This window comes from Shewanella carassii (assembly GCF_002777975.1).
Classification (GTDB): domain Bacteria; phylum Pseudomonadota; class Gammaproteobacteria; order Enterobacterales; family Shewanellaceae; genus Shewanella; species Shewanella carassii.
The window spans coordinates 65,689-85,304 of the sequence record NZ_NGVS01000031.1 but is presented as its reverse complement, the minus strand read 5'-3'; the positions used below and the strand labels follow the sequence as shown (position 1 = coordinate 85,304).

13 protein-coding genes, 1 tRNA gene and 1 pseudogene are annotated in these 19,616 nt (G+C 55.5%); 5 read left to right on the top strand and 10 right to left on the bottom strand.

All coding sequences use genetic code 11. The features are described from left to right. Positions 1-28 precede the first annotated feature (28 nt). A tRNA-Sec gene (locus tag CBE72_RS20150) sits at positions 29-123 on the top strand. A gap of 69 nt (positions 124-192) precedes the next feature. Here CBE72_RS20150 and selB read toward each other — a convergent pair. From selB to CBE72_RS15115, 8 genes and pseudogenes are all read right to left on the bottom strand, one after another. Then, positions 193-2,028, bottom strand: a pseudogene (gene selB, locus CBE72_RS20625) (selenocysteine-specific translation elongation factor); the annotation flags it as partial. Further along, the gene (gene selA, locus CBE72_RS15150) at positions 2,025-3,446 is read right to left on the bottom strand and encodes an L-seryl-tRNA(Sec) selenium transferase (RefSeq protein WP_100144939.1); all 1,422 of its coding nucleotides are present in this window, start codon (positions 3,444-3,446) and stop codon (positions 2,025-2,027) included. The pseudogene selB and the gene selA, both read right to left, overlap by 4 nt. A gap of 67 nt (positions 3,447-3,513) precedes the next feature. Further along, positions 3,514-4,428 (bottom strand): formate dehydrogenase accessory protein FdhE, encoded by a 915-nt coding sequence (gene fdhE, locus CBE72_RS15145; RefSeq protein ID WP_100144673.1) that lies wholly within the window; start codon positions 4,426-4,428, stop codon positions 3,514-3,516. Further along, positions 4,429-5,070 carry a formate dehydrogenase subunit gamma gene (locus tag CBE72_RS15140; RefSeq protein WP_100144671.1) on the bottom strand — a complete coding sequence of 214 codons (642 nt, stop codon included), beginning with the start codon at positions 5,068-5,070 and terminating at the stop codon, positions 4,429-4,431. Further along, positions 5,067-5,990 (bottom strand): formate dehydrogenase subunit beta, encoded by a 924-nt coding sequence (gene fdxH, locus CBE72_RS15135; RefSeq protein ID WP_039033520.1) that lies wholly within the window; start codon positions 5,988-5,990, stop codon positions 5,067-5,069. The genes CBE72_RS15140 and fdxH overlap by 4 nt, the downstream gene beginning before the upstream one ends. Before the next feature lie 2 nt (positions 5,991-5,992). Then, positions 5,993-9,007, bottom strand: coding sequence for a formate dehydrogenase-N subunit alpha (fdnG, locus tag CBE72_RS15130; RefSeq protein WP_157929098.1), 3,015 nt, complete (start codon positions 9,005-9,007; stop codon positions 5,993-5,995). A gap of 910 nt (positions 9,008-9,917) precedes the next feature. Next, positions 9,918-10,622 carry a single-stranded DNA-binding protein gene (gene ssb, locus CBE72_RS15120; protein ID WP_100144667.1) on the bottom strand — a complete coding sequence of 235 codons (705 nt, stop codon included), beginning with the start codon at positions 10,620-10,622 and terminating at the stop codon, positions 9,918-9,920. A 33-nt stretch (positions 10,623-10,655) separates the two neighbouring features. Next, the gene (locus tag CBE72_RS15115) at positions 10,656-12,023 is read right to left on the bottom strand and encodes an MFS transporter (RefSeq protein WP_100144665.1); all 1,368 of its coding nucleotides are present in this window, start codon (positions 12,021-12,023) and stop codon (positions 10,656-10,658) included. A 218-nt stretch (positions 12,024-12,241) separates the two neighbouring features. Between CBE72_RS15115 and uvrA the strand changes: the two genes are divergently transcribed. The 4 genes from uvrA (at position 12,242) to CBE72_RS15095 (ending at position 18,514) form a co-directional block, all read left to right on the top strand. Next, positions 12,242-15,064, top strand: coding sequence for an excinuclease ABC subunit UvrA (gene uvrA, locus CBE72_RS15110; RefSeq protein ID WP_100144663.1), 2,823 nt, complete (start codon positions 12,242-12,244; stop codon positions 15,062-15,064). Between the two features lie 7 nt (positions 15,065-15,071). Next, on the top strand, positions 15,072-15,410 hold the full coding sequence (locus CBE72_RS15105; protein WP_157929097.1) for a hypothetical protein: 339 nt from the start codon (positions 15,072-15,074) through the stop codon (positions 15,408-15,410). Positions 15,411-15,483: 73 nt separating this feature from the next. Further along, positions 15,484-16,542 carry a M28 family peptidase gene (locus tag CBE72_RS15100; protein WP_229671990.1) on the top strand — a complete coding sequence of 353 codons (1,059 nt, stop codon included), beginning with the start codon at positions 15,484-15,486 and terminating at the stop codon, positions 16,540-16,542. Between the two features lie 169 nt (positions 16,543-16,711). Further along, a complete protein-coding gene (locus CBE72_RS15095; protein WP_100144659.1) occupies positions 16,712-18,514 on the top strand; it encodes a DEAD/DEAH box helicase in 1,803 nt (600 codons plus the stop codon). A 35-nt stretch (positions 18,515-18,549) separates the two neighbouring features. Here the strand turns inward: CBE72_RS15095 and CBE72_RS15090 are convergent, their stop codons facing one another. After that, entirely contained in the window at positions 18,550-18,756 is a 207-nt protein-coding gene (locus CBE72_RS15090) for a cysteine-rich CWC family protein (protein WP_100144657.1), read from the bottom strand. Then, positions 18,753-19,133, bottom strand: coding sequence for a GFA family protein (locus CBE72_RS15085; RefSeq protein WP_100144935.1), 381 nt, complete (start codon positions 19,131-19,133; stop codon positions 18,753-18,755). Before CBE72_RS15085 ends, CBE72_RS15090 begins: the two co-directional genes overlap by 4 nt. Positions 19,134-19,616: the final 483 nt, after the last annotated feature.

Below are 19,616 nucleotides of genomic sequence, written 5' to 3'. Positions count from 1 at the left end.
ATTTTCTATTATCTCCCTGTCTTTCGATGGAAGAACGTCGTCTCCGGTGAGGCGTCCGGACTTCAAATCCGGGTGGGGCTGCCAGCAGTCCCGGGTAGGTTCGACTCCTATGTTCTTCCGCCAACCTTCATGGGACCAGAAAAGTTCAGCGTCCCGGATCTCCCGACTGTTACTGCGATACTTCCTGCGGGTAAAACCGCTGCGATCGAAGAATTCCAATAGTTGAATACTCACCTTGCGGCCAAGACCTATCATCGTCTTGAACTCGGCAGTTTCCAGCTGTCCCTTTTGGTCTAAATGACCACGAATAAGATCGGCGTAATGGCACAGCTTACTGCTGAGCAGATATCTGTCTTTCACCACGGCGGTGATAAACCCCTGCTGCACCAACTGGAAACACAACGGCCGCAGCTCACCCGGTTCCAGCTCAAGGTATTCGGCCATCTCAGTCACCCACACAGGGGTATCCTGCTGCTCCAGCCAGGGGGATAAACGCTGCCAACAGGCTTCGGCTTGGGGATCCAAAGTCATTCTGTGCTGCGGCAACTGCAACAAGGCGCCGCGCAGCACCATGCGGCGATCGCGACAGAGGCGCTCCAGGATCAAAACGGCCAGTGGCAAGGGTAACTTGCTGTGGCTCATACGCAGCAGGCGGTTGCGCCCTAGCCCCAATTGATCCGGGTGTTGCTGATGGTATTGCTCCAATAACGACAAATAGTGCTGCTGCTCGGCCTCGAGCAGTTCGGGAGCCAACAGGAAACCGCCGTGACGGCTGAGTCCGGATTCTTCGATGACCCGACTCAAACCGGCCTCGGTCAACTGCCAGCGCCAGGCCAAATCAGCCACGGCCAAGGCCTGTTGCCGACCGAGGTGGGCCAATGCGGCAGCCGGTGTTTTGGCATCGGCGAGACGGCCAAGAAAAGCGAGCCGCTCGTCGGTGCGTTTCTTGCGATTGGGCACTGTGAGTGCGAGTACTCTGCCGGCACCCAGGGTATGCTTACCACTGGCATGACGCAGCACTATGGGATCGTCTTGACACAATATCAGCGGCTTATCCAGCACCAGTTCAGCCAGGCAGTAGCCGCGCTCATCGGCCTCGGTCAACTGGGATATGCGTCCCAGGGTATGCTCGGCGCCGTGGTGGCAATGTACGCTCTGCCAGTGAGTCACAGGTTCAAAGGCACGGATCTGCACTACTGGGCGGCCACAGGCATCCGGCTGTGGCAAGCTGCTGAGCCAATCGCCGCGCTGCGGCGCCCTGTGGTTATCGACACCACTGAGATTGAGGGCGACCCGGGTGCCCGGTAGCGCCGTCTGCGACTCCTGCCCCTGGCAGTGAATGCCGCGGATCCTCAGCTTGTCTTTCTGACCCGAGCTGAAAAGGCTGTCACCGACCTTGACACTGCCACTGATCACTGTGCCCGTGACCACCCAACCGGCGCCCTTGACGCTGAAGGCGCGATCCATGGTCATGCGAAAGGCCTGCTGCGCGTCTGCTACAATACAAGCCTTCTCAAGCTGCAGCTCGCTCGATGCAAGCGCCAGAATATGCTCTCTGAGCGAGTCGATCCCCTGGCCATTACTGGCCGAAACGCTAAACACACCGGAGGCCTTGAGGGCAAACTCACGAAGCAGCGCCTCACTCTCTGCAGCCACTTCATCGATGCGGGCCCGCTCCACCAGGTCACTCTTGGTGAGCACCAGTGTCAGGCTCTTAAGCGGCAACATAGCTAAAATCTGCAGGTGTTCACGGGTCTGCGGCATCACGCCGTCATCACAGGCCAGCACCAAGAGCGCGTGTCTGGCATGACTGACGCCCACCAACATGTTGTTGATAAACTTTTCATGACCCGGCACATCGATAAAGGCCAGTCGCTGGCCGTCGGCAAACGGCATAAAGGCATAACCCAGATCTATGGTCATACCGCGGCGTTTCTCTTCCGGCAATCTGTCGGTATTTTGCCCGGTCAGGGCGCGGATCAGACTGGTCTTGCCATGGTCTACATGGCCGGCGGTTACCAGGATCACAGCGACACCCCCAGGGTGCTCAGCTCAGCCAGCAGCTCGGCTTCATCGTCGACCCCGCGCAGATCCAGCAGCAGTTGCTCATTGCTGATCCGGCCGATCACCGGCCGCTCGGCCTGCTTGAAGTGTTGCTCAAGCTCAATCAGGCTAGCCCCCGGATTGGCGCTGAACGCCAGCGCCACCGAAGGCAGGAAGGTATCCGGCTGTGAGCCACTGCCCACCTGGGTGCGGCACTCCACCAGCTCCAGTTGATAGCCGGGGGCAAACAGGGGCTGCAACGCCTGGTGCAAACGGCTGCCTAGCAGTTTGAGTTGCTGCTGGCTGCGGCCGAACTTGGCCATCATAGGCAGTTCGCTATCCAGGGTTTCCGGGTTGAGATAATGGATCAATGTGGCTTCCAGCGCCGCCAGAATCAGCTTGTCGCAGCGCAGCGCCCGCTTGAGCGGATGGCTTTGCAACTTGTTGATAAGCGACTGTTTGCCGACAATCAGCCCGGACTGAGGGCCACCGAGCAACTTGTCGCCGGAGAAGCTTACCAAATCGACGCCATCGGCCAGCATCGCCTGGGGAGTGGGTTCCTGCTTGAGCCCGAAGCGGCGCAAGTCGGTGAGCGAGCCACTGCCGAGATCCGAGATCAGCGAAATATCGTGCTCGCGGCACAGGGTCGCCAGCCGCGACTCTTCCACCGAGGCGGTAAAGCCCTGAATATGGTAGTTACTGGTGTGCACCTTCATAATGGCGGCGGTGTTTTCGGTTATCGCCTGTTCGTAATCCCTGAGATGGGTTCGGTTGGTGCTGCCCACTTCCACTAACGTCACTCCGGCCTGACGCATGATGTCGGGGATCCGGAAGGCGCCGCCTATCTCCACCAACTCACCGCGGGAAACTATCACCTCTTTACCGGCCGCCACCGCCGACAGCATCAACAGCACAGCGGCGGCATTGTTATTAACCACACAGCAGGCATCGGCGCCGGTGAGGCGGTGAATGAGCGAGCTGACGGCATTGTCTCTATGGCCGCGCTTGCCGGCCTGCAACTCAAATTCCAGTGGGGTTGGGTAACGCATCACAGAGGTGACGGCCTCTATGGCCGCCTCGGACTGCTGCGCCCGTCCCAGGTTGGTGTGCAGCAGGGTGCCGGTGAGGTTCCATACCGGCCGTAAACTATGGCGATAATCGCTGGACAGCTGATCAACCAAAATGCCATACAAGGCTTGGTGTGAGTGACACCAGTCGGGCAGGCGTTGCTCACGGCCTATCCCGGCTCTTGCCAGCCGAAGTTGTCCATCCAGCGCCTGTTTGACGGCGGCCTTGCCAAAGCGGCTCAGCAGCGGGGCCAGTGCTGGCTCGGCCAACAGGCTATCCATGGAAGGCAAAGCCCGATAGAGGTCTTTGAGGGTATCGGCAGTTTGGGTCATCATCTGTTTCATCATTGACTGAATAAAGGGAGGGCCTAAGCCCTCCCGGCTTTCGTTACTAATGAGCTAGTTACTCGCTGTCTTCCGTCTCGTGAGCCAGCAACAAGGGATTGACTGTGGTGGCACCATAGCCTTTCTCATTGAGCTGACTGTCGAGCATCAGGGTCGCCAAATCATCGGCGGCCACATCCATCAGCGGCGCCTTTTCGAGGAACATCATCTTGGTATAACCATGACAAGCCTCGCAGCTTTCGATGCGAACATCGGCCTGATAGTCGTCCAGAGACCAGAGGGTCATCTCCTTGTCATGCCCGCAGCAAGTGCAGTGGGCACGTATGTAGTGCCACTCGCTCTCACACAGGCTGCAATGCAGATAACGCAAACCGGCTCTGGGTTCATCGACTATCACGCTGGCAACCGGATGACTGCCACAGACCGGACACAGGCTCTGTTGTTTGACCCGGCGCTGATCCATGCGCTGAATAACTGCCGGCGCCCAATGAGACCAATAAAGCCCCATGGCGGCCCACAAAAACAGACTGAACCTGGCGGGCACTGCACTCAGATTGCCCTGACGCAGCGCCTGCCCCCAGGCACTCAGTTGCTCGGGTGCCTGTTGCATCAAGAGACGCAGCACCCGGGCGACCGACTCATCCACCTGCGGCAGGAGTTCACTGAGCAATTGCTGCAGCAAGCCCTGCCAGTAACTGTCGGCACTGGGTCCCAAGTCTGCGAGGGGCTCGCCCTCGGACTTGTCCCAAGCGGGGGGAAGACCGAAGTCTTCCTCCGCCGCCAGTTTGGCCTGAACAGCGACCAAACGGCGACACAGCTCTAGGTAATCAGCCAGCGGCGAGTCCTTGGCCAACACCTCCAGACGCTTGGCTCTGCGCAGATAAACGCTGACAGGATCGGCGGCTTTCAGTGGTTTGAGCTCCAGCGGCGATTCGCTACCGGGGGCCAGGGGTATCTCGGCTGTTTGACTCATTTAGTGTTTCTCCGTTTCCGAATCTTCTTCCAGCATTCTGGGGTGGTGCTTACGGCACCAGGCCTTGGAGACCTTGCCGTAGAGCATGCCCGCAACTGAACCTTCTACCCAAGTCGCCATCCAGAAGTGCACCATCACGAAAATCAGCATGATGAGAGCACAGATGGCGTGCACCAGAATCGCCCAGCCAATGGTAGTGGCTGAAAAGTAAGGTGCAAAATAGGGCTGCCACATGATGAAGCCGGTCACCGTCAGTCCGATGGAGGTCACCACGAAAGCACGGAACAGCACCTTTTGCCCAGGGTTGTAATGGCCGATAGGCGGGATCTTGTCCTCGTTCTCAAACATCACATCCTTGATGGACAGCATCCATTTCAGGTCGTTCTTCTCCCACTTGTTGTGATGGTAGTAACGCACCAGCATCAACATCAGCGGCAGACACATAAACAACCCGGCAATGGGGTGAACGAAGCGCGCCAATTGAGGCGTGCCCGCAATAGCCCCCATCCACTGGAAGGAAGGATAAAAGAACGAAAACCCGGTCAGAAAGGTGACCAAACCTGCCGCCACAATGAACCAGTGACAGATGCGGTCGAACAGCTTATGACGCACTATCATCTCTTGCTTGTGATGCTTGCTCATTTGCCGTCCTCCTCTTTCTGAGCCGCTTGCTGATCTTCCTCAGGCGGCTGATAACCGGGTTGATCCTCTTCGACTATGTTGCGGCCAACGGTGATCTTGTGCAGACAAGCCACGGCGGCGGTTGCCAGGATCCCCACAGTACCCAAAGGCTTGACCCAGTCCTGCCACAGAGTGACAGACAGTGGGATCTGTGGATCTTCCGGCATGTTGTAGCTTTCAGGCTGAGTGACATCGTGCAATATCATCATCATCGCTGTGCCACCCACACCTTCCGGGTTGTACAACCCGGCCTTGGCAAAGCCACGCTCTTTGAGCTCGGCCACCCGCTTGTCGGCATAGAACAACATGTCTTCACGAGTACCGAAGCGCAGTGCGCCTGTGGTACAGGTCTTGACGCAGGAAGGCTCCAGCCCGACCGCCAAACGGTCGGAACACATGGTGCACTTGTAGGCCTTGTTGTCCTTAGGGTCGATTTTGGGGATATCGAACGGACAGGCACTGGCGCAGTAACCGCAACCAACACACTTGTCTGAATCGAAATCTACTACCCCGTTGGCGTGCTGTATAATGGCGCCTGCGGTCGAACACGCCTTGAGACAGGCGGGATCGGCGCAGTGCATACAAGCCGAGTGAGTGAACTGCCAGCGCAACTTGTTGCGCTCGTCCATCACCTCGTTGTACTCCATCAAAGTCCAGACCTGGCCGGAGAGTTTCATCGGGTTTTGATAACTGCCCTCGAAACTGCCCACTTCTTCACGCAGATCGTTCCATTCGGAACACGCCACCTGACAGGCCTTACAGCCGTTACACTTGGTCGCATCAAACAGTTTTGCTACCTGCTTGATATCACCAATCCGAGTTTGCGATGCCGGCGTTGCCGCTGAGGTGCCTGAGCGTCGAATAATATCTTGTGTTGCCATTATCAGACCTCCGCCTTCTCAACGTTCACCAGGAACGCTTTGTACTCAGGAACACCCGTGTTGGCATCACCCATCTCGGTGGTCAGCACGTTACAGGTATATGCCTTCTTAGTGAGGGCGTTATGACTACCGTGACGTGGAATACCCAGGGTGTGTACCGTTTGACCATTGACTTGCAGTGGCTGCAAACGCTTGGTCACCAGAGCCTTGGTAAAGATGTGGCCACGCTTGGAGCTCACCTTCACCAAATCACCATTCTTGATGCCTTTTTCTGCTGCCAACTGCTCGTTCATTTCCACAAAGGTCTCTGGCATGGAGATCGCCGCCAAACGGCAGTGAGTCGTCCAGAAGTTAAAGTGTTCAGTGAGCGAGTATGTGGTACAGGCGTAAGGGAACTCCTCTTTGGTGCCTATGGTTTCTTTCACACCTTCAAACCAACGCAGCACTGGGCTGTGCACCACTTTAGGATGCAATGGGTTGGTCCCGATTGGTGATTCCACCGGCTCATAGTGCTCAGGGAACGGCCCTTCTTTCAGCAGCTTCAGGGCGAACAAACGGCCCACACCTTCTGCCTGCATGATGAATGGGTGCGCGCTGTCCTGTGGATTGAGCTTGGCGTTAAAGTCAGGCACGTCTATGCCTTCCCACTTGCCATCTTTCCACTCGACTATGGTGCGGTTTGGATCCCAAGGCTTACCGTTGACATCACAAGAGGCGCGGTTGTAGAGCACTCGGCGGTTGGCAGGCCAAGCAAATGCCCATCCCGGGGTAATCCCCTTGCCGGATGGATCGTGGTTGTCACGACGCGCCATCTGGTTGCCTTGTTCGGTCCAGGAACCTGAATATACCCAACAGGCACAGGCGGTGCTGCCATCGTCCTTGAGTTCAGTAAAGCTGCTCAGTTGACGGCCGGTGTGAACATCGTATCCGTTCAACTCTTTGGTCATCTCCACCGAACTTGGGTTATGCGGATCGGCATAGTCCCACTTGATGGCTTCCACAGGTTCAGGCAGTTTACCGCCCTCTTCGCGATACAGCTTTTTCAGCTCCAGCAGAATACCGGCCACAATCTCAGAGTCGGCCATGGCTTCACCGGGGGCATTAGCGCCCTTGTAGTGCCACTGCATCCAGCGACCCGAGTTGACGATGGAACCTTCTTCCTCGGCAAAACAGGTTGTCGGCAGACGGAACACTTCCGTTTGGATACTGGCGGTATCGACTTCGTTGTAATCCGGCTCATTTTGCCAGAAGGTCGCGGTTTCAGATGCCAAGTTATCCAGTACGACCAGGTACTTGAGCTTGCTCAGTGCCTTGAGGTTCTTGTTGCGGTTCGGCATGGAGTTAATCGCGTTAACCCCTTGTACGATACAACCGTTGATCTGACCGTGATACATCATGTCGAGACAGCGGCCAAAGTCGTACATCTGATCCCACTTAGGCAACCAGTCATAACCAAAGTCGTTTTCAGGGGTAGCATGCTCGCCCCAGAAACTCTTCATTTGCGAGATAAAGAACTTGGGATAGTTTTGCCAATAGTTGGTCTGACCCGGACGCAACGGCTTAGGCGTATAGTGCTCCAAATAAGCCTGCAGATTGACGTCTTTATCATTGGGCAGCTTAAGGTAACCCGGCAGGCTCTGACACAGCAGACCCATATCGGTTGACCCCTGAACGTTGGCGTGACCACGCAAGGCGTTAACCCCACCACCCAACTGGCCTATGTTACCCAGCAGTAACTGCACCATGGCCATGGTGCGAATGTTCTGCGCACCCTTACTGTGGTGAGTCCAGCCCAGGGCATACATAAAGGTTGCGGCCCTGTCTTTGGTGTAAGTGCTGCCAATGGCATCACAAACCACCTGATAGTCGTCTACCGGCGTCCCTGTAATATTGCTGACGGTGGCAAAGTCGTAACGCTCGACGTGCTGTTTCAGCAAGTTCCATACGCAACGTGGGTGCTCAAGGGATTCATCTACCTTGGCATAGCCATTTTCGTCGAGTTGATAGAACCAGGATTCTTTATCGTAGTCGCCCTTCTCTTCATCGAAACCTGAGAACAGCCCTTCGTGGAATTCGAAGTCTTCCCGCACCAGATAGCTGGCGTTGGTATAGGCCTTCACATAGTCGAAGTTAACCTGGTTGGTGGAGATCAGATAGCGGATCACACCCAGCAAGAACGCAATGTCTGTGCCTGAGCGGATAGGAGCATAGTGATCGGCCAAAGCTGCACTGCGGTTGAAACGAGGGTCAACCACGATCAATTTGGCATTGTTATGTTGCATAGCTTCCGTGACCCAGCCGAAACCGACAGGGTGCGCTTCTGCAGCATTACCGCCCATAATGATCACTACATTAGAGTTCTTGATGTCGATCCAATGGTTGGTCATGGCACCGCGCCCAAATGTTGGAGCAAGACTTGCTACCGTTGGGGAGTGTCAGTTACGTGCAATGGTATCGATGGCAACTAAGCCGAGAGAACGAGCAAACTTTTGAGTAGCAAAACCACTCTCGTTCGCCATACCAGATGAGGTCATCATCCCAGTAGTCAACCAGCGGTTGACGGTAACGCCATCGGCGTTTTTCTCAATCAGGTTGGCATCACGGTCATCTTTCATCAAACGGGCGATACGCTTGTAAGCTTCACCCCAGCTGATGCGCTTCCATTCATTGCTGCCCGGAGCACGATACTCAGGGTACTGCAGACGGTGCGGACTGTTAACATAGTCCACCAAGCCTGCGCCTTTAGGACAGAGTGCCCCGCGGTTTACCGGATGGTCGGCATCACCTTCAATATGAAAAATGGCATGCTCAGAGTTTTTGCCACCGCTGCCTTGGCTGTACATCAGCAGGCCACAACCCACCGAGCAATACGGGCAGTTGTTGCGGGTCTCTTTGGCTCTGAGTAGTTTAAATTCCCGAACTGCGGCATAAGCCTTCTCGGACAACAACCCCAGCGCAGATATGGCTGAAGTTGCCGCCCCGGCAGCGCACAGTTTGAAAAACTGACGTCTGTTCATAGCGTCCTCACACTCTTGTCGTTATGAGTTTTGATGGGGGTCGCAACCCTAAGTTACGACCTACCGAGTGCAGTAAAATCAAAGACCACACTCCGAGTAAGATTATCCCTAAAGAGACAAAGGATAACAAATAATGACACGAGATAGAGATCACAAAGGAATGGCTATAGATTTTCAACGCAATAAAACACACGTTATCAGGAATAAAAATCCAACAAAAACACCAAAAACAGATAAAAACACCAAATAGAACAATATTTACCCACAAAGACATTTTGTCCAAACGCATAGGTAAATTTTGTCCCAACCGCAAAAATTGCAGTGCAATTACTGTCAACAAAGACAAGATCGGGAGATAGTAAGAGAAGAATCCGGTAAAAAAGTGAGTCAAAAATAGCAGAATACAACGTGGGCTCAGGAAATATGTCATATAAAACAATGCATTAATTTAATCACACTTTTACCTTGGCCACGACAAAGCCCCCCAGATACAGAATGAACACCAACAAGTCAAATTGACCCACCTGCCGTTATTACCCTATGCCTGGTCTCCCGGCACAAAGAGCTTACAAACGTAAAGATTGTCAGTTTTATCTAAAAATCACTCAGTCTTATGAGCACTTTTAACATATACGACTCTGGCCTCTGCTAAGGAAACGCTCTAAGGACTCTATCGGATGAGCATTGTTGGGTAAGGTAAACACTCCCAAAGAAATATTTTATCGCAAGCCCCTCCTCGCCAGGCCTCCCCGAAGAGACCCTGCCAAACAAGCGATAACTCGCTTTCGAGCCTCAAACAATTTTTGCAGAAATGGCAACGCCTATCGCCCGATAGGCGCCAACTAAAAAGCCACTGCAATTGCAGTGGCTTTTGTGGGTATCAAGCACGAGTGCCTATCTCCAGCATACCTCAGAACGGGATATCATCATCCCAGCCGTCATCCAGATCCGGCGTGTAGTTCTGCTGTTGTGGTTGTGGTTGAGGCTGTGGTGCCGGACGCTGCTGTGGAGCAGCCTGTTGTGGCGCTGGCTGCTGTGGCTTAGGCGCATAACCTGAATTCTGCGGCTGACCATAGCTTTGCTGCTGCGGCGCGTTGTACTGCTGCTGCGGTTGTTGAGCAGGCTTGGGCTGATAGCCACCAGACTGCTGCGGCGCATTGTACTGAGACTGTGCCTGACCACCGCCGTAACCACCTTGGTTTTGGTTCATACCACCTTGGTTCATACCGCCCTGATTGCCGCCTTGGCTCATACCGCCTTGGTTTTGGTTACGGCCACCCAGCATCTGCATGGTGCCGCCCATATCGACAACCACTTCAGTGGTGTACTTGTCCTGACCGCTCTGATCTTTCCACTTGCGCGTCTGCAGCTTGCCTTCCAAATACACTTGCGAGCCTTTGCGCAGGTACTCACCGGCAATTTCAGCCAGCTTGCCGAACATGACAACCCGATGCCATTCGGTACGCTCTTGCTGTTGGCCCTGCTGGTCTTTCCATGACTCACTGGTGGCCACTGTGATATTCGCTACGGCGTTGCCGTTTGGCATGTAGCGCACCTCTGGGTCCTGCCCCAGATTGCCCACCAGAATTACCTTATTAACACCACGACTGGCCATCGAAATCTCCTGCGATTTTCACTTAAACTTAGCTTAATTGACAGAGCCTAACACAGCTCTGGCTTGTCTTAAATCGAATTGATCGTTCACCTTGAGGTAAGCGACTCTTTCTTCCAAAACCACTATGGCTTCGGCAACCCCCGGCAATTGAGAAAGCTCGGCGGCCATCTTCTGCGCCTGCTCTCGGCCGTCCACCTGGGCCTCCAGAGTGTAACTCTTGAGCAGCACAGGATTTTTCATTCCCAGGGTCAATACCAGCCAGATAATCAGCAGCACCACTGCCACGCTAAACACCCCGGCGGCGCCCATGATTTGATAAGCGCCACCACCGAGTAAACCGCCACAGAAGGCACCGAGAAACTGACTGGTCGAATACACCCCCATGGCAGAACCTTTTGCTCCCACGGGACAAAACTTGGCGATCAGGCTAGGCAGCGAGGCTTCCAAATAGTTAAAGCCGGTAAAGAAGGCCACTATGGCCAACGCCAATACCCAAAGGCTATGGGAAAACAGCGCCATCGCCAGCAAGGATGCCAGCATGATCAACAAAGCAAACTGAAACATCCCCTTGGTATTGTTACGCTTCACCCCGATGATGATCAGCGGCACCATCAGAAAGAAGGCGCCAACAAAGGCCGGAAAGTACAGCATCCAGTGCTTTTCTTTGGCAAGCCCCGCATCGACCAAATCCAGTGGCAGCGCCACAAATACCGCCGTCAGCACCAAATGCAAAATAAAAATACCGGCATCGAGGCGAAACAGCTGCGGATCTTTAAGCATATTTGTCAGCTTGCCCGGCTCCGCCAGCGTATCGCCCTTGGGCGCATGGGAAACAGGGTTAGGCACCAACAGCTGCACTATCAACATGCCCAGCAGCGCCAGACCCGCCGTCAGGGCAAACAGGCCGGATAGCCCCAGATGCTGCGCCACCACAGGCCCCACCAGCAGCGATAAGGCAAAGGAAAAGCCGATACACATCCCCATAATGGCCATCACCTTGGTGCGTTGCTCATCCCGGGTGAGATCCGCCGCCAACGCCAGTACCGCGGCGGCTATGGCGCCCATTCCCTGCAAGGCACGGCCGGCAACAACGCCGTAGATGCTGTCGGACATGGCGGCCAACACGCTGCCGAGGGCAAACACCAACAAACCACCGAGGATCACCGGCTTGCGGCCAATTCTGTCTGACAGTATCCCCATGGGGATCTGCAGTATCGCTTGAGTCAGACCATAGGCGCCGATGGCAATCCCCACCCACAGAGGTGAGAAGCCTTTGAGATCTTGTCCATAGAGCGCAAAGACAGGCATGATCATGAATAAGCCCATCATGCGCAGCCCAAATACACTGGCTAATGAGAACGCGACTTTTCTTTCTGTGCCGGAAAGTCCACCGTTGGCCATAGTTTTGCCCTGGATTAAGAATTTTTTAAGGGAGCGCATGTTACCACGAAGGTTTTAAACAGCTCAAAGAGAAAAACCAAGTCCTCCTCCGCCTGCAATCCGGGGGGGACTACTGACAGCTGGTGTCAGTAGGACGGATGCACAGCCGCTATCGGCACAGCGCAAAATATGTGATACTTGTGCTCTTTTTCTCCAGTGATTAGCCAAAGTAGAGAGTGATGGACAAGATAGACATTCGCGGTGCCAGAACCCACAATCTCAAGAACATCAATCTGACCATTCCCCGAGACAAACTCATTGTTATTACAGGCTTATCTGGCTCGGGCAAATCTTCTCTCGCCTTCGATACCCTCTACGCCGAAGGTCAGCGGCGCTATGTGGAATCCCTGTCGGCCTATGCCCGTCAATTTTTGAGTCTGATGGAAAAACCGGATGTAGATCATATCGAAGGTCTGAGCCCGGCGATCTCGATTGAACAGAAGTCCACTTCCCACAACCCTCGCTCTACCGTGGGAACCATTACCGAAATCTACGACTATCTCAGATTGCTGTTTGCCCGCGTGGGCGAGCCCCGCTGCCCGGTTCACGGCCAGCCGCTGGCGGCACAAACCGTTAGCCAGATGGTAGACAAGGTGCTGGAGCGCCCCGAAGGCGAGCGCCTGATGCTGTTGGCCCCCGTAGTGCAGGGCCGCAAGGGTGAGCATGTCAAATTACTGGAGAACCTGGCGGCCCAGGGCTATCTTCGCGCCCGGATCGATGGCGAGGTGTGCGATCTTTCCGATCCACCGGCGCTGGATCTGCATGTAAAACACAATATCGATGTGGTGGTTGACCGCTTCAAGGTGCGCGAGGATCTGCAGCAGCGGCTGGCGGAATCTTTCGAAACCGCACTGGAGCTGTCCGGCGGCGTGGCCACTGTGGCCAGCATGGAGGAAGGCAGCAATGAAGAGTTGCTGTTCTCCGCCAACTTCGCCTGCCCTCACTGTGGTTACTCCATGGCCGAGTTGGAACCCAGGCTGTTTTCCTTCAACAACCCCGCCGGAGCCTGCCCGACCTGTGACGGCCTCGGGGTACAGCAGTTTTTCGATCCCGATCGGGTGATCACCAACGACGAGCTGTCGCTGGCAGGCGGTGCCATTCGCGGCTGGGACAGACGCAACTTCTACTATTTCCAGATGCTCACCTCGCTGGCCGAGCACTACGGCTTCGATGTGGAAACCCCCTTTGGCGATCTCCCCGCCAAAGTGAAGCAAATAGTGCTCTACGGCTCAGGCAAAGAGAATGTCGCCTTCCGTTATATCAATGATCGCGGCGATGTGGTGGTTCGCAACCATCCGTTCGAGGGGATCCTCAACAACATGGACAGACGCTACCGGGAGACAGAGTCCAACTCGGTGCGTGAAGAGCTGGCCAAGTACATTAGCAATCAGGCCTGTTCCAGCTGCGGCGGCTCGCGCCTGCGCGAAGAGGCCCGCAACGTGTTTATCGGCAATATCAACCTGCCGGAATTGACCACCTGGTCCATTGGTGAGGCCAGCGACTACTTCGCCACCCTGAGCTTTGAGGGGCAAAAGGCGCAGATAGCCGAGAAGATCCTCAAAGAAGTGGGCGATCGCCTGGGTTTCTTAGTCAATGTCGGCCTCAACTACCTGAGTTTATCTCGTTCGGCAGAAACCCTCTCTGGTGGCGAGGCGCAGCGGATCCGCCTGGCCAGCCAAATCGGCGCCGGTCTGGTCGGGGTGATGTATGTACTCGATGAGCCTTCGATTGGTTTGCATCAGCGCGACAACGAGCGCCTGCTCAACACCCTCACTCACCTGCGGGACTTGGGCAACACAGTGATAGTGGTCGAACACGATGAAGATGCCATCCGCATGGCGGATCATATTATCGATATCGGCCCCGGCGCCGGGGTGCATGGCGGTGAAGTGATCTGTGACGGTGACATCAACGCCATCATGGCCTGTGAAGCCTCTGTCACCGGCCAATATATGTCCGGCAAGAAAAAGATCACCGTGGCCGGAGGTCGGGTGCCCTGCGATCCCGACAAGATGATCAAGCTATTCGGTGCCAGCGGCAACAACCTCAAACAGGTAGATCTGGAGATCCCGGTCGGGCTGCTGACCTGTGTCACCGGGGTGTCGGGCTCGGGTAAGTCCACCCTGATCAACGACACCTTCTTCAAGATTGCCCATCGCATGCTCAACGGCGCCACCGCCGAAGAGCCGGCGCCCTATGAACGTATCGAGGGCATGGAGCTGTGCGACAAGGTGGTGGATATAGATCAGAGCCCCATAGGCCGTACGCCGCGCTCCAACCCGGCCACCTATACCGGCATATTTACCCCGATCCGCGAACTGTTTTCGGCGACTCAGGAATCCCGTACCCGCGGCTATCAGCCGGGGCGTTTCTCCTTCAACGTCAAGGGCGGCCGCTGTGAGGCCTGTCAGGGTGACGGCCTTATCAAAGTAGAGATGCACTTCCTGCCGGATGTGTACGTACCTTGCGATGTCTGTAAGGGCAAGCGTTACAACCGTGAAACGCTGGAAGTGAAGTACAAGGGCAAAAACATTCACGAAGTGCTGCAGATGACGGTCGAGGAAGCCCGAGTGTTCTTCGATGCGGTGCCGGCCATTGCCCGTAAACTACAAACCCTGATGGATGTCGGTCTGTCTTATATACGTTTGGGCCAGAGCGCCACGACTCTTTCCGGCGGCGAGGCTCAGCGGGTCAAACTGGCTAAAGAGCTGTCAAAGCGGGATACCGGTAAGACCCTCTATATTCTGGATGAACCCACTACAGGGCTGCACTTTGCCGATATCCAGCTGCTGCTGGATGTACTGCACAGACTCAAGTCCCAGGGCAACACCATAGTGGTGATTGAACACAATCTGGATGTGATCAAGACAGCCGACTGGATAGTGGATCTGGGGCCGGAAGGCGGCTCGGGTGGCGGTACGATTTTGGTGGCCGGTACCCCGGAGCAGGTAGCCGAGCATCCAGAGTCCCATACCGCCCGCTTCCTGAAGCCTATGCTGTGAGGTGACGGTGACAGGCAACAGACTACTGTTATTGGCCCTGGCTCCCTGTATGGCGGGTTTATTGCTGGCGGCTTTTGACCCCTTGGTGGGCAACTGCAAACGCTATTTGGGTGAAGTGGTGCATTCCGGCCCGGACGGGACTACCGTCGCCCTGCCCGATGGCCGTAGGGCGCTGGTTGAACCCAGTGCCCTGCCGCCGGCGACGCTGGTCACCATAGGCGCCAAGCGTCATTTGGTGTCGGGTATTGAAGCGTTCAGGCTCAAGGGTCGAGCGGAAACCGAAACACCTTCGGCCAGCCGTAACCACAACGCTCCGCAGGGCGGCGCGGCACAACTCGTTAAATAAGCGGGCAACCCCGTCTCGGGGAATGGTATAAACTGCAACATAGCTTGAGTTGATTGCCGTTGCCGGAGGCAGGATGCCGATGACACTCTTTATCCGCCCGCCGCTGTGGGGACTATCTATCCCTCCCCCGCTGTGGGCACTCTCTATCCGCCTGCCGCTGTGGGCACTCCTATTGATATTGCCGATGCTTGCTGCCGGCTGCAGCAGCTCGCCCGAACGCTGCGGCGCTGAGATTCAACTGAGCTGGGCCGAGACGACGCAGCTGCAACAGGATGTCGAAGTGTTGGCCTCGCCCAGATTGCAAGGTCGGCGCAGCGGCACCCAAGGCGCTGCGCTCAGCCGTGAGTACCTCACAGAGCGCTTTGAACTAATCGGCCTGCAGCCGCTCACTTCGGTATTTCCGCCCCTGACCCAGGCCTTGAGCGGCTTTCAACACTCATTCAACTATGTCGATGGCTTTACTCAAGTTCAGGGCATCAACCTTTTGGGCTGGCTACCGGCAGCTAGACCGACCACTGAGTGGCGCCTGCTAATTGCCCACTATGATCACCTAGGCGATCGCGGTCCGGGCTTTTATCCGGGGGCCGATGACAACGCCTCTGGCGTGGCGGCATTGCTGGCCATCGCCCAGAGAGTCAAGCAAGAGCCCAGTCGCTACAACCTGCTGTTTATTACCAGTGACGCCGAAGAACCCGGACTCTATGGCAGCAAAGCCTTGGTGAGCGCTTTGCAGCAAAGCGGTTTTGCCGAGCACATCTCGCTGGCGGTCAATCTGGACATGATAGGCAGGCCCGGGCTTCCCTATGCCATCTACCTCGAAGGCAGCCGCTATTTCCACCACTATGATGACTTCAGCGCCTATCTGATGGCGGGCACAGGCCTGTGCATTCGCCCCAGTCATCCGCGCCCCATTGGCCGCAGCGTGCAGCGCAGCGACTGGCTCAGGGCCTCGGATCATTACCCCTTCCACCGAGCCGAGATCCCCTGGCTCTATTTCGGCGTACCCGCCCACGCCCAGTACCACACCCGTGACGACACGCCCGACAGACTGGATTATCCATTCATCGGCGCCGTGGCCGAAGCGGCCGATCTGCTGCTGCGACTGCCATCGAAACAGTTACAAAACCGATAGTTGGCCTACTATTTGCTTTAAATTTGCCATAAAAACACCTTTAGCCGTGGAAAATAGCAGATTTCGCTGTTATAATCTGGCGTTTTCGGTGCGGGAAATCGACACGGGGTTGATTTTCTGTCTGTGAAACTTTCTGCGTCATCCAGACGCGTCCACAAGGCTACAACCCATGTCATCCAATGAAAAAACTTTCCGGGAACTCGGCCTCTCCGAGGCATTGCTGCGTGCTCTAGATGAGCTCGGCTATGAGAATCCGACCCCAATTCAAGCCGCGAGTATCGCCCCCCTGATGGCGGGCCAGGATATTCTCGGCCAGGCACAGACAGGTACGGGTAAGACCGGCGCCTTTGCTCTGCCTCTGCTTAATGCAACAGATCATAACCTCAACGCACCGCAAATCCTGGTGCTGGCACCGACCCGCGAACTGGCGGTACAGGTAGCAGAAGCTTTCTCCAGCTATGCCAAATTCATGAAAGGTTTCCATGTACTGCCTATCTATGGCGGTCAAAGCATGCACCAACAACTGCAGGCGCTGCGTCGTGGTCCTCAGGTCGTAGTTGGTACACCAGGCCGGGTCATGGACCATATGCGCCGTGGCACCCTCAAGCTCGACAGCCTCAAGGCTCTGGTGCTGGATGAAGCCGATGAAATGCTGAAAATGGGCTTTATCGACGATATCGAGTGGATCTTGGATCATACTCCGGCCGAGCGTCAGCTGGCACTGTTCTCTGCCACCATGCCTGAGCAGATCAAGCGGGTTGCCAACAAGCACCTGAACAACCCTGCCACCATCAGCATTGCCGCCAGCCACACCACGGTTGACTCCATCGAGCAGCGCTTTGTGCAGGTATCTCAGCACAACAAGCTGGAAGCCCTGGTGCGTGTACTCGAAGTGGAAAACACCGAAGGTATCATCATCTTTGTGCGTACCCGTAACTCTTGTGTGGAACTGGCCGAGAAGCTGGAGGCCCGCGGTTACGCCTCATCGCCACTGCACGGTGATATGAACCAACAGGCCCGTGAGCGCGCCGTGGATCAACTCAAGTCCGGTAAGCTGGACATTTTGATTGCCACCGATGTTGCCGCCCGTGGTCTGGACGTTGAACGTATCGGTCACGTGGTCAACTATGACATCCCTTACGATACCGAAGCCTATGTACACCGTATCGGTCGTACCGGCCGCGCCGGTCGTACCGGAATGGCGATTCTGTTTGTGACTCACAGAGAGATGCGCATGCTGCGCACCATTGAGCGTGCCACCAACAGCCGTATTTCACCGATGAAGATCCCAAGCCCTGAAACTGTGGCCGAGCGCCGTCTGTCACGCCTGGGCGAGCAGGTTGCTGCCATCATAGCCAACGAAGAGCTGGACTTTATGAAGGGCGCCGTGGCTCAGCTGTGTCAGCAGTTGGAAGTGGACACAGATATTCTGGCGGCCGCACTGCTGCAACAGGTACAGCAGGAGCGTCCGCTGCAGTTGCCTCCGATCCAGGAACGTCAGCGTGACAGCCGTGATGATCGCAGCTCACGCGACGATCGTGGCTCACGGGAAGATCGCGGTTCGCGTCGTCGTGACTCTCGTCCGGTTCCCGGCGATCTCGGCAAGGCCGAATCCCTGAAGGATAACCCGGATCTGCAGATGTGCCGTTATGTACTGGATGTGGGTCGTGAGCACGGTGTGGGTGTGGGCAATATCGTGGGTGCCATCGCCAACGAAGCCAGCATAGACAGTCGTTACATTGGCCAGATCCAACTGTTTGACTCTCTGACTACAGTCGATCTGCCCGCAGGTATGCCTAAAGACGTACTGGCGCACCTGAAGAAAGTTCGGGTATGTGGCAAGCCTATCAATATCCGTGAAGCCGGTAGCCAGAGCTTCGAAGGTGAACAGCGCCCTGCTCGTCGCCCTCGCAAGCACTCTGGAGAGCGCCGTCCGGATCGTAAGCCCCGTCGTCGTGACGACCGCGGCTGAGCCAGCGGATTAAATTGACTCGGTAAAAATGCCGCTCACTCATGGTGAGCGGCATTTTTCTTTATATTGATTAAACAGTGTCGGCAGATACAACTGTGTTTGGGAATCTCTCGCAGCGCCAACTCCAGGTAACTGAAGTCAGCCTTCATGCACCAGCAAAGCGCAGGATCTGTCCCGGCCGCCATGGCGCATTGGTTGGCTTGTTGACATACAGGGCAGCGAGCGACGGACTTATCGGTCATAAGACCTCCCTGTCAGCGGGATGATTGATGCCATCCATCACGGGAGCATCCTTGAAGACAAAAGGATCCAACTCGTCGATGCACCCCAGATTAACGCCATACTCCTGTGGATTCGAGCGCCGTTGATGGTGAGTATAGATACCGCAGCGACTACAGAAATAATGTTTAGCGGTATGGGTATTGAACTGATAACAGCTGAGCAGCTCTGCACCGCTCACCAGCTTGAGATTGGTCAAGGACACAGAGGCTACCGGCGCACCGCGGCGGCGACACATGGAGCAATCACACCGACGAACATTGTTCACTCCTTCGGGAAACGTGAGCGCCAACTGAATCCCGCCACAATGGCAACGGGCAATATAGTGAGTCTGAGTCATGACAATCCCTGTGATCCTGATTGAATGGGCAAGCTTATACTGAAAGTTCGAGCAAAACGACATACGGCCTGTTTCATCTTGCCCCAGGGTACACAGCTTGCCAATAGACAGCAGCTGAACTGCCAAGCTAAAGAAAGTAATCTTCCCAACAAAGAGTAAGCATTTCTCCCGATATTGCTGCAGCCAATAGCCAAGACTCCCCATCATAATGGAGCAAACTGCGGTCACATCTGCTGCGCCCCTGCTCAAGCCAATGCCAAATTTCAACCCCAAGAGTCGGTGATAAGGCGCGGGCGACCACCGCCTCAGTCTGACGCTAAACATAATGGCCAAACGCCTTTCCGTCCCTAGCGCAGCGAGGATTTGCCATCAGCGCTAGAGAGTTGCTAACGAGTGTTTTCGATCGCGAACAAATAGCCGTTCCCCGGACAGAAATAACCAATCTCATTGATTAGCTGAGTTTTTAACTTAATTTTAAGGAAG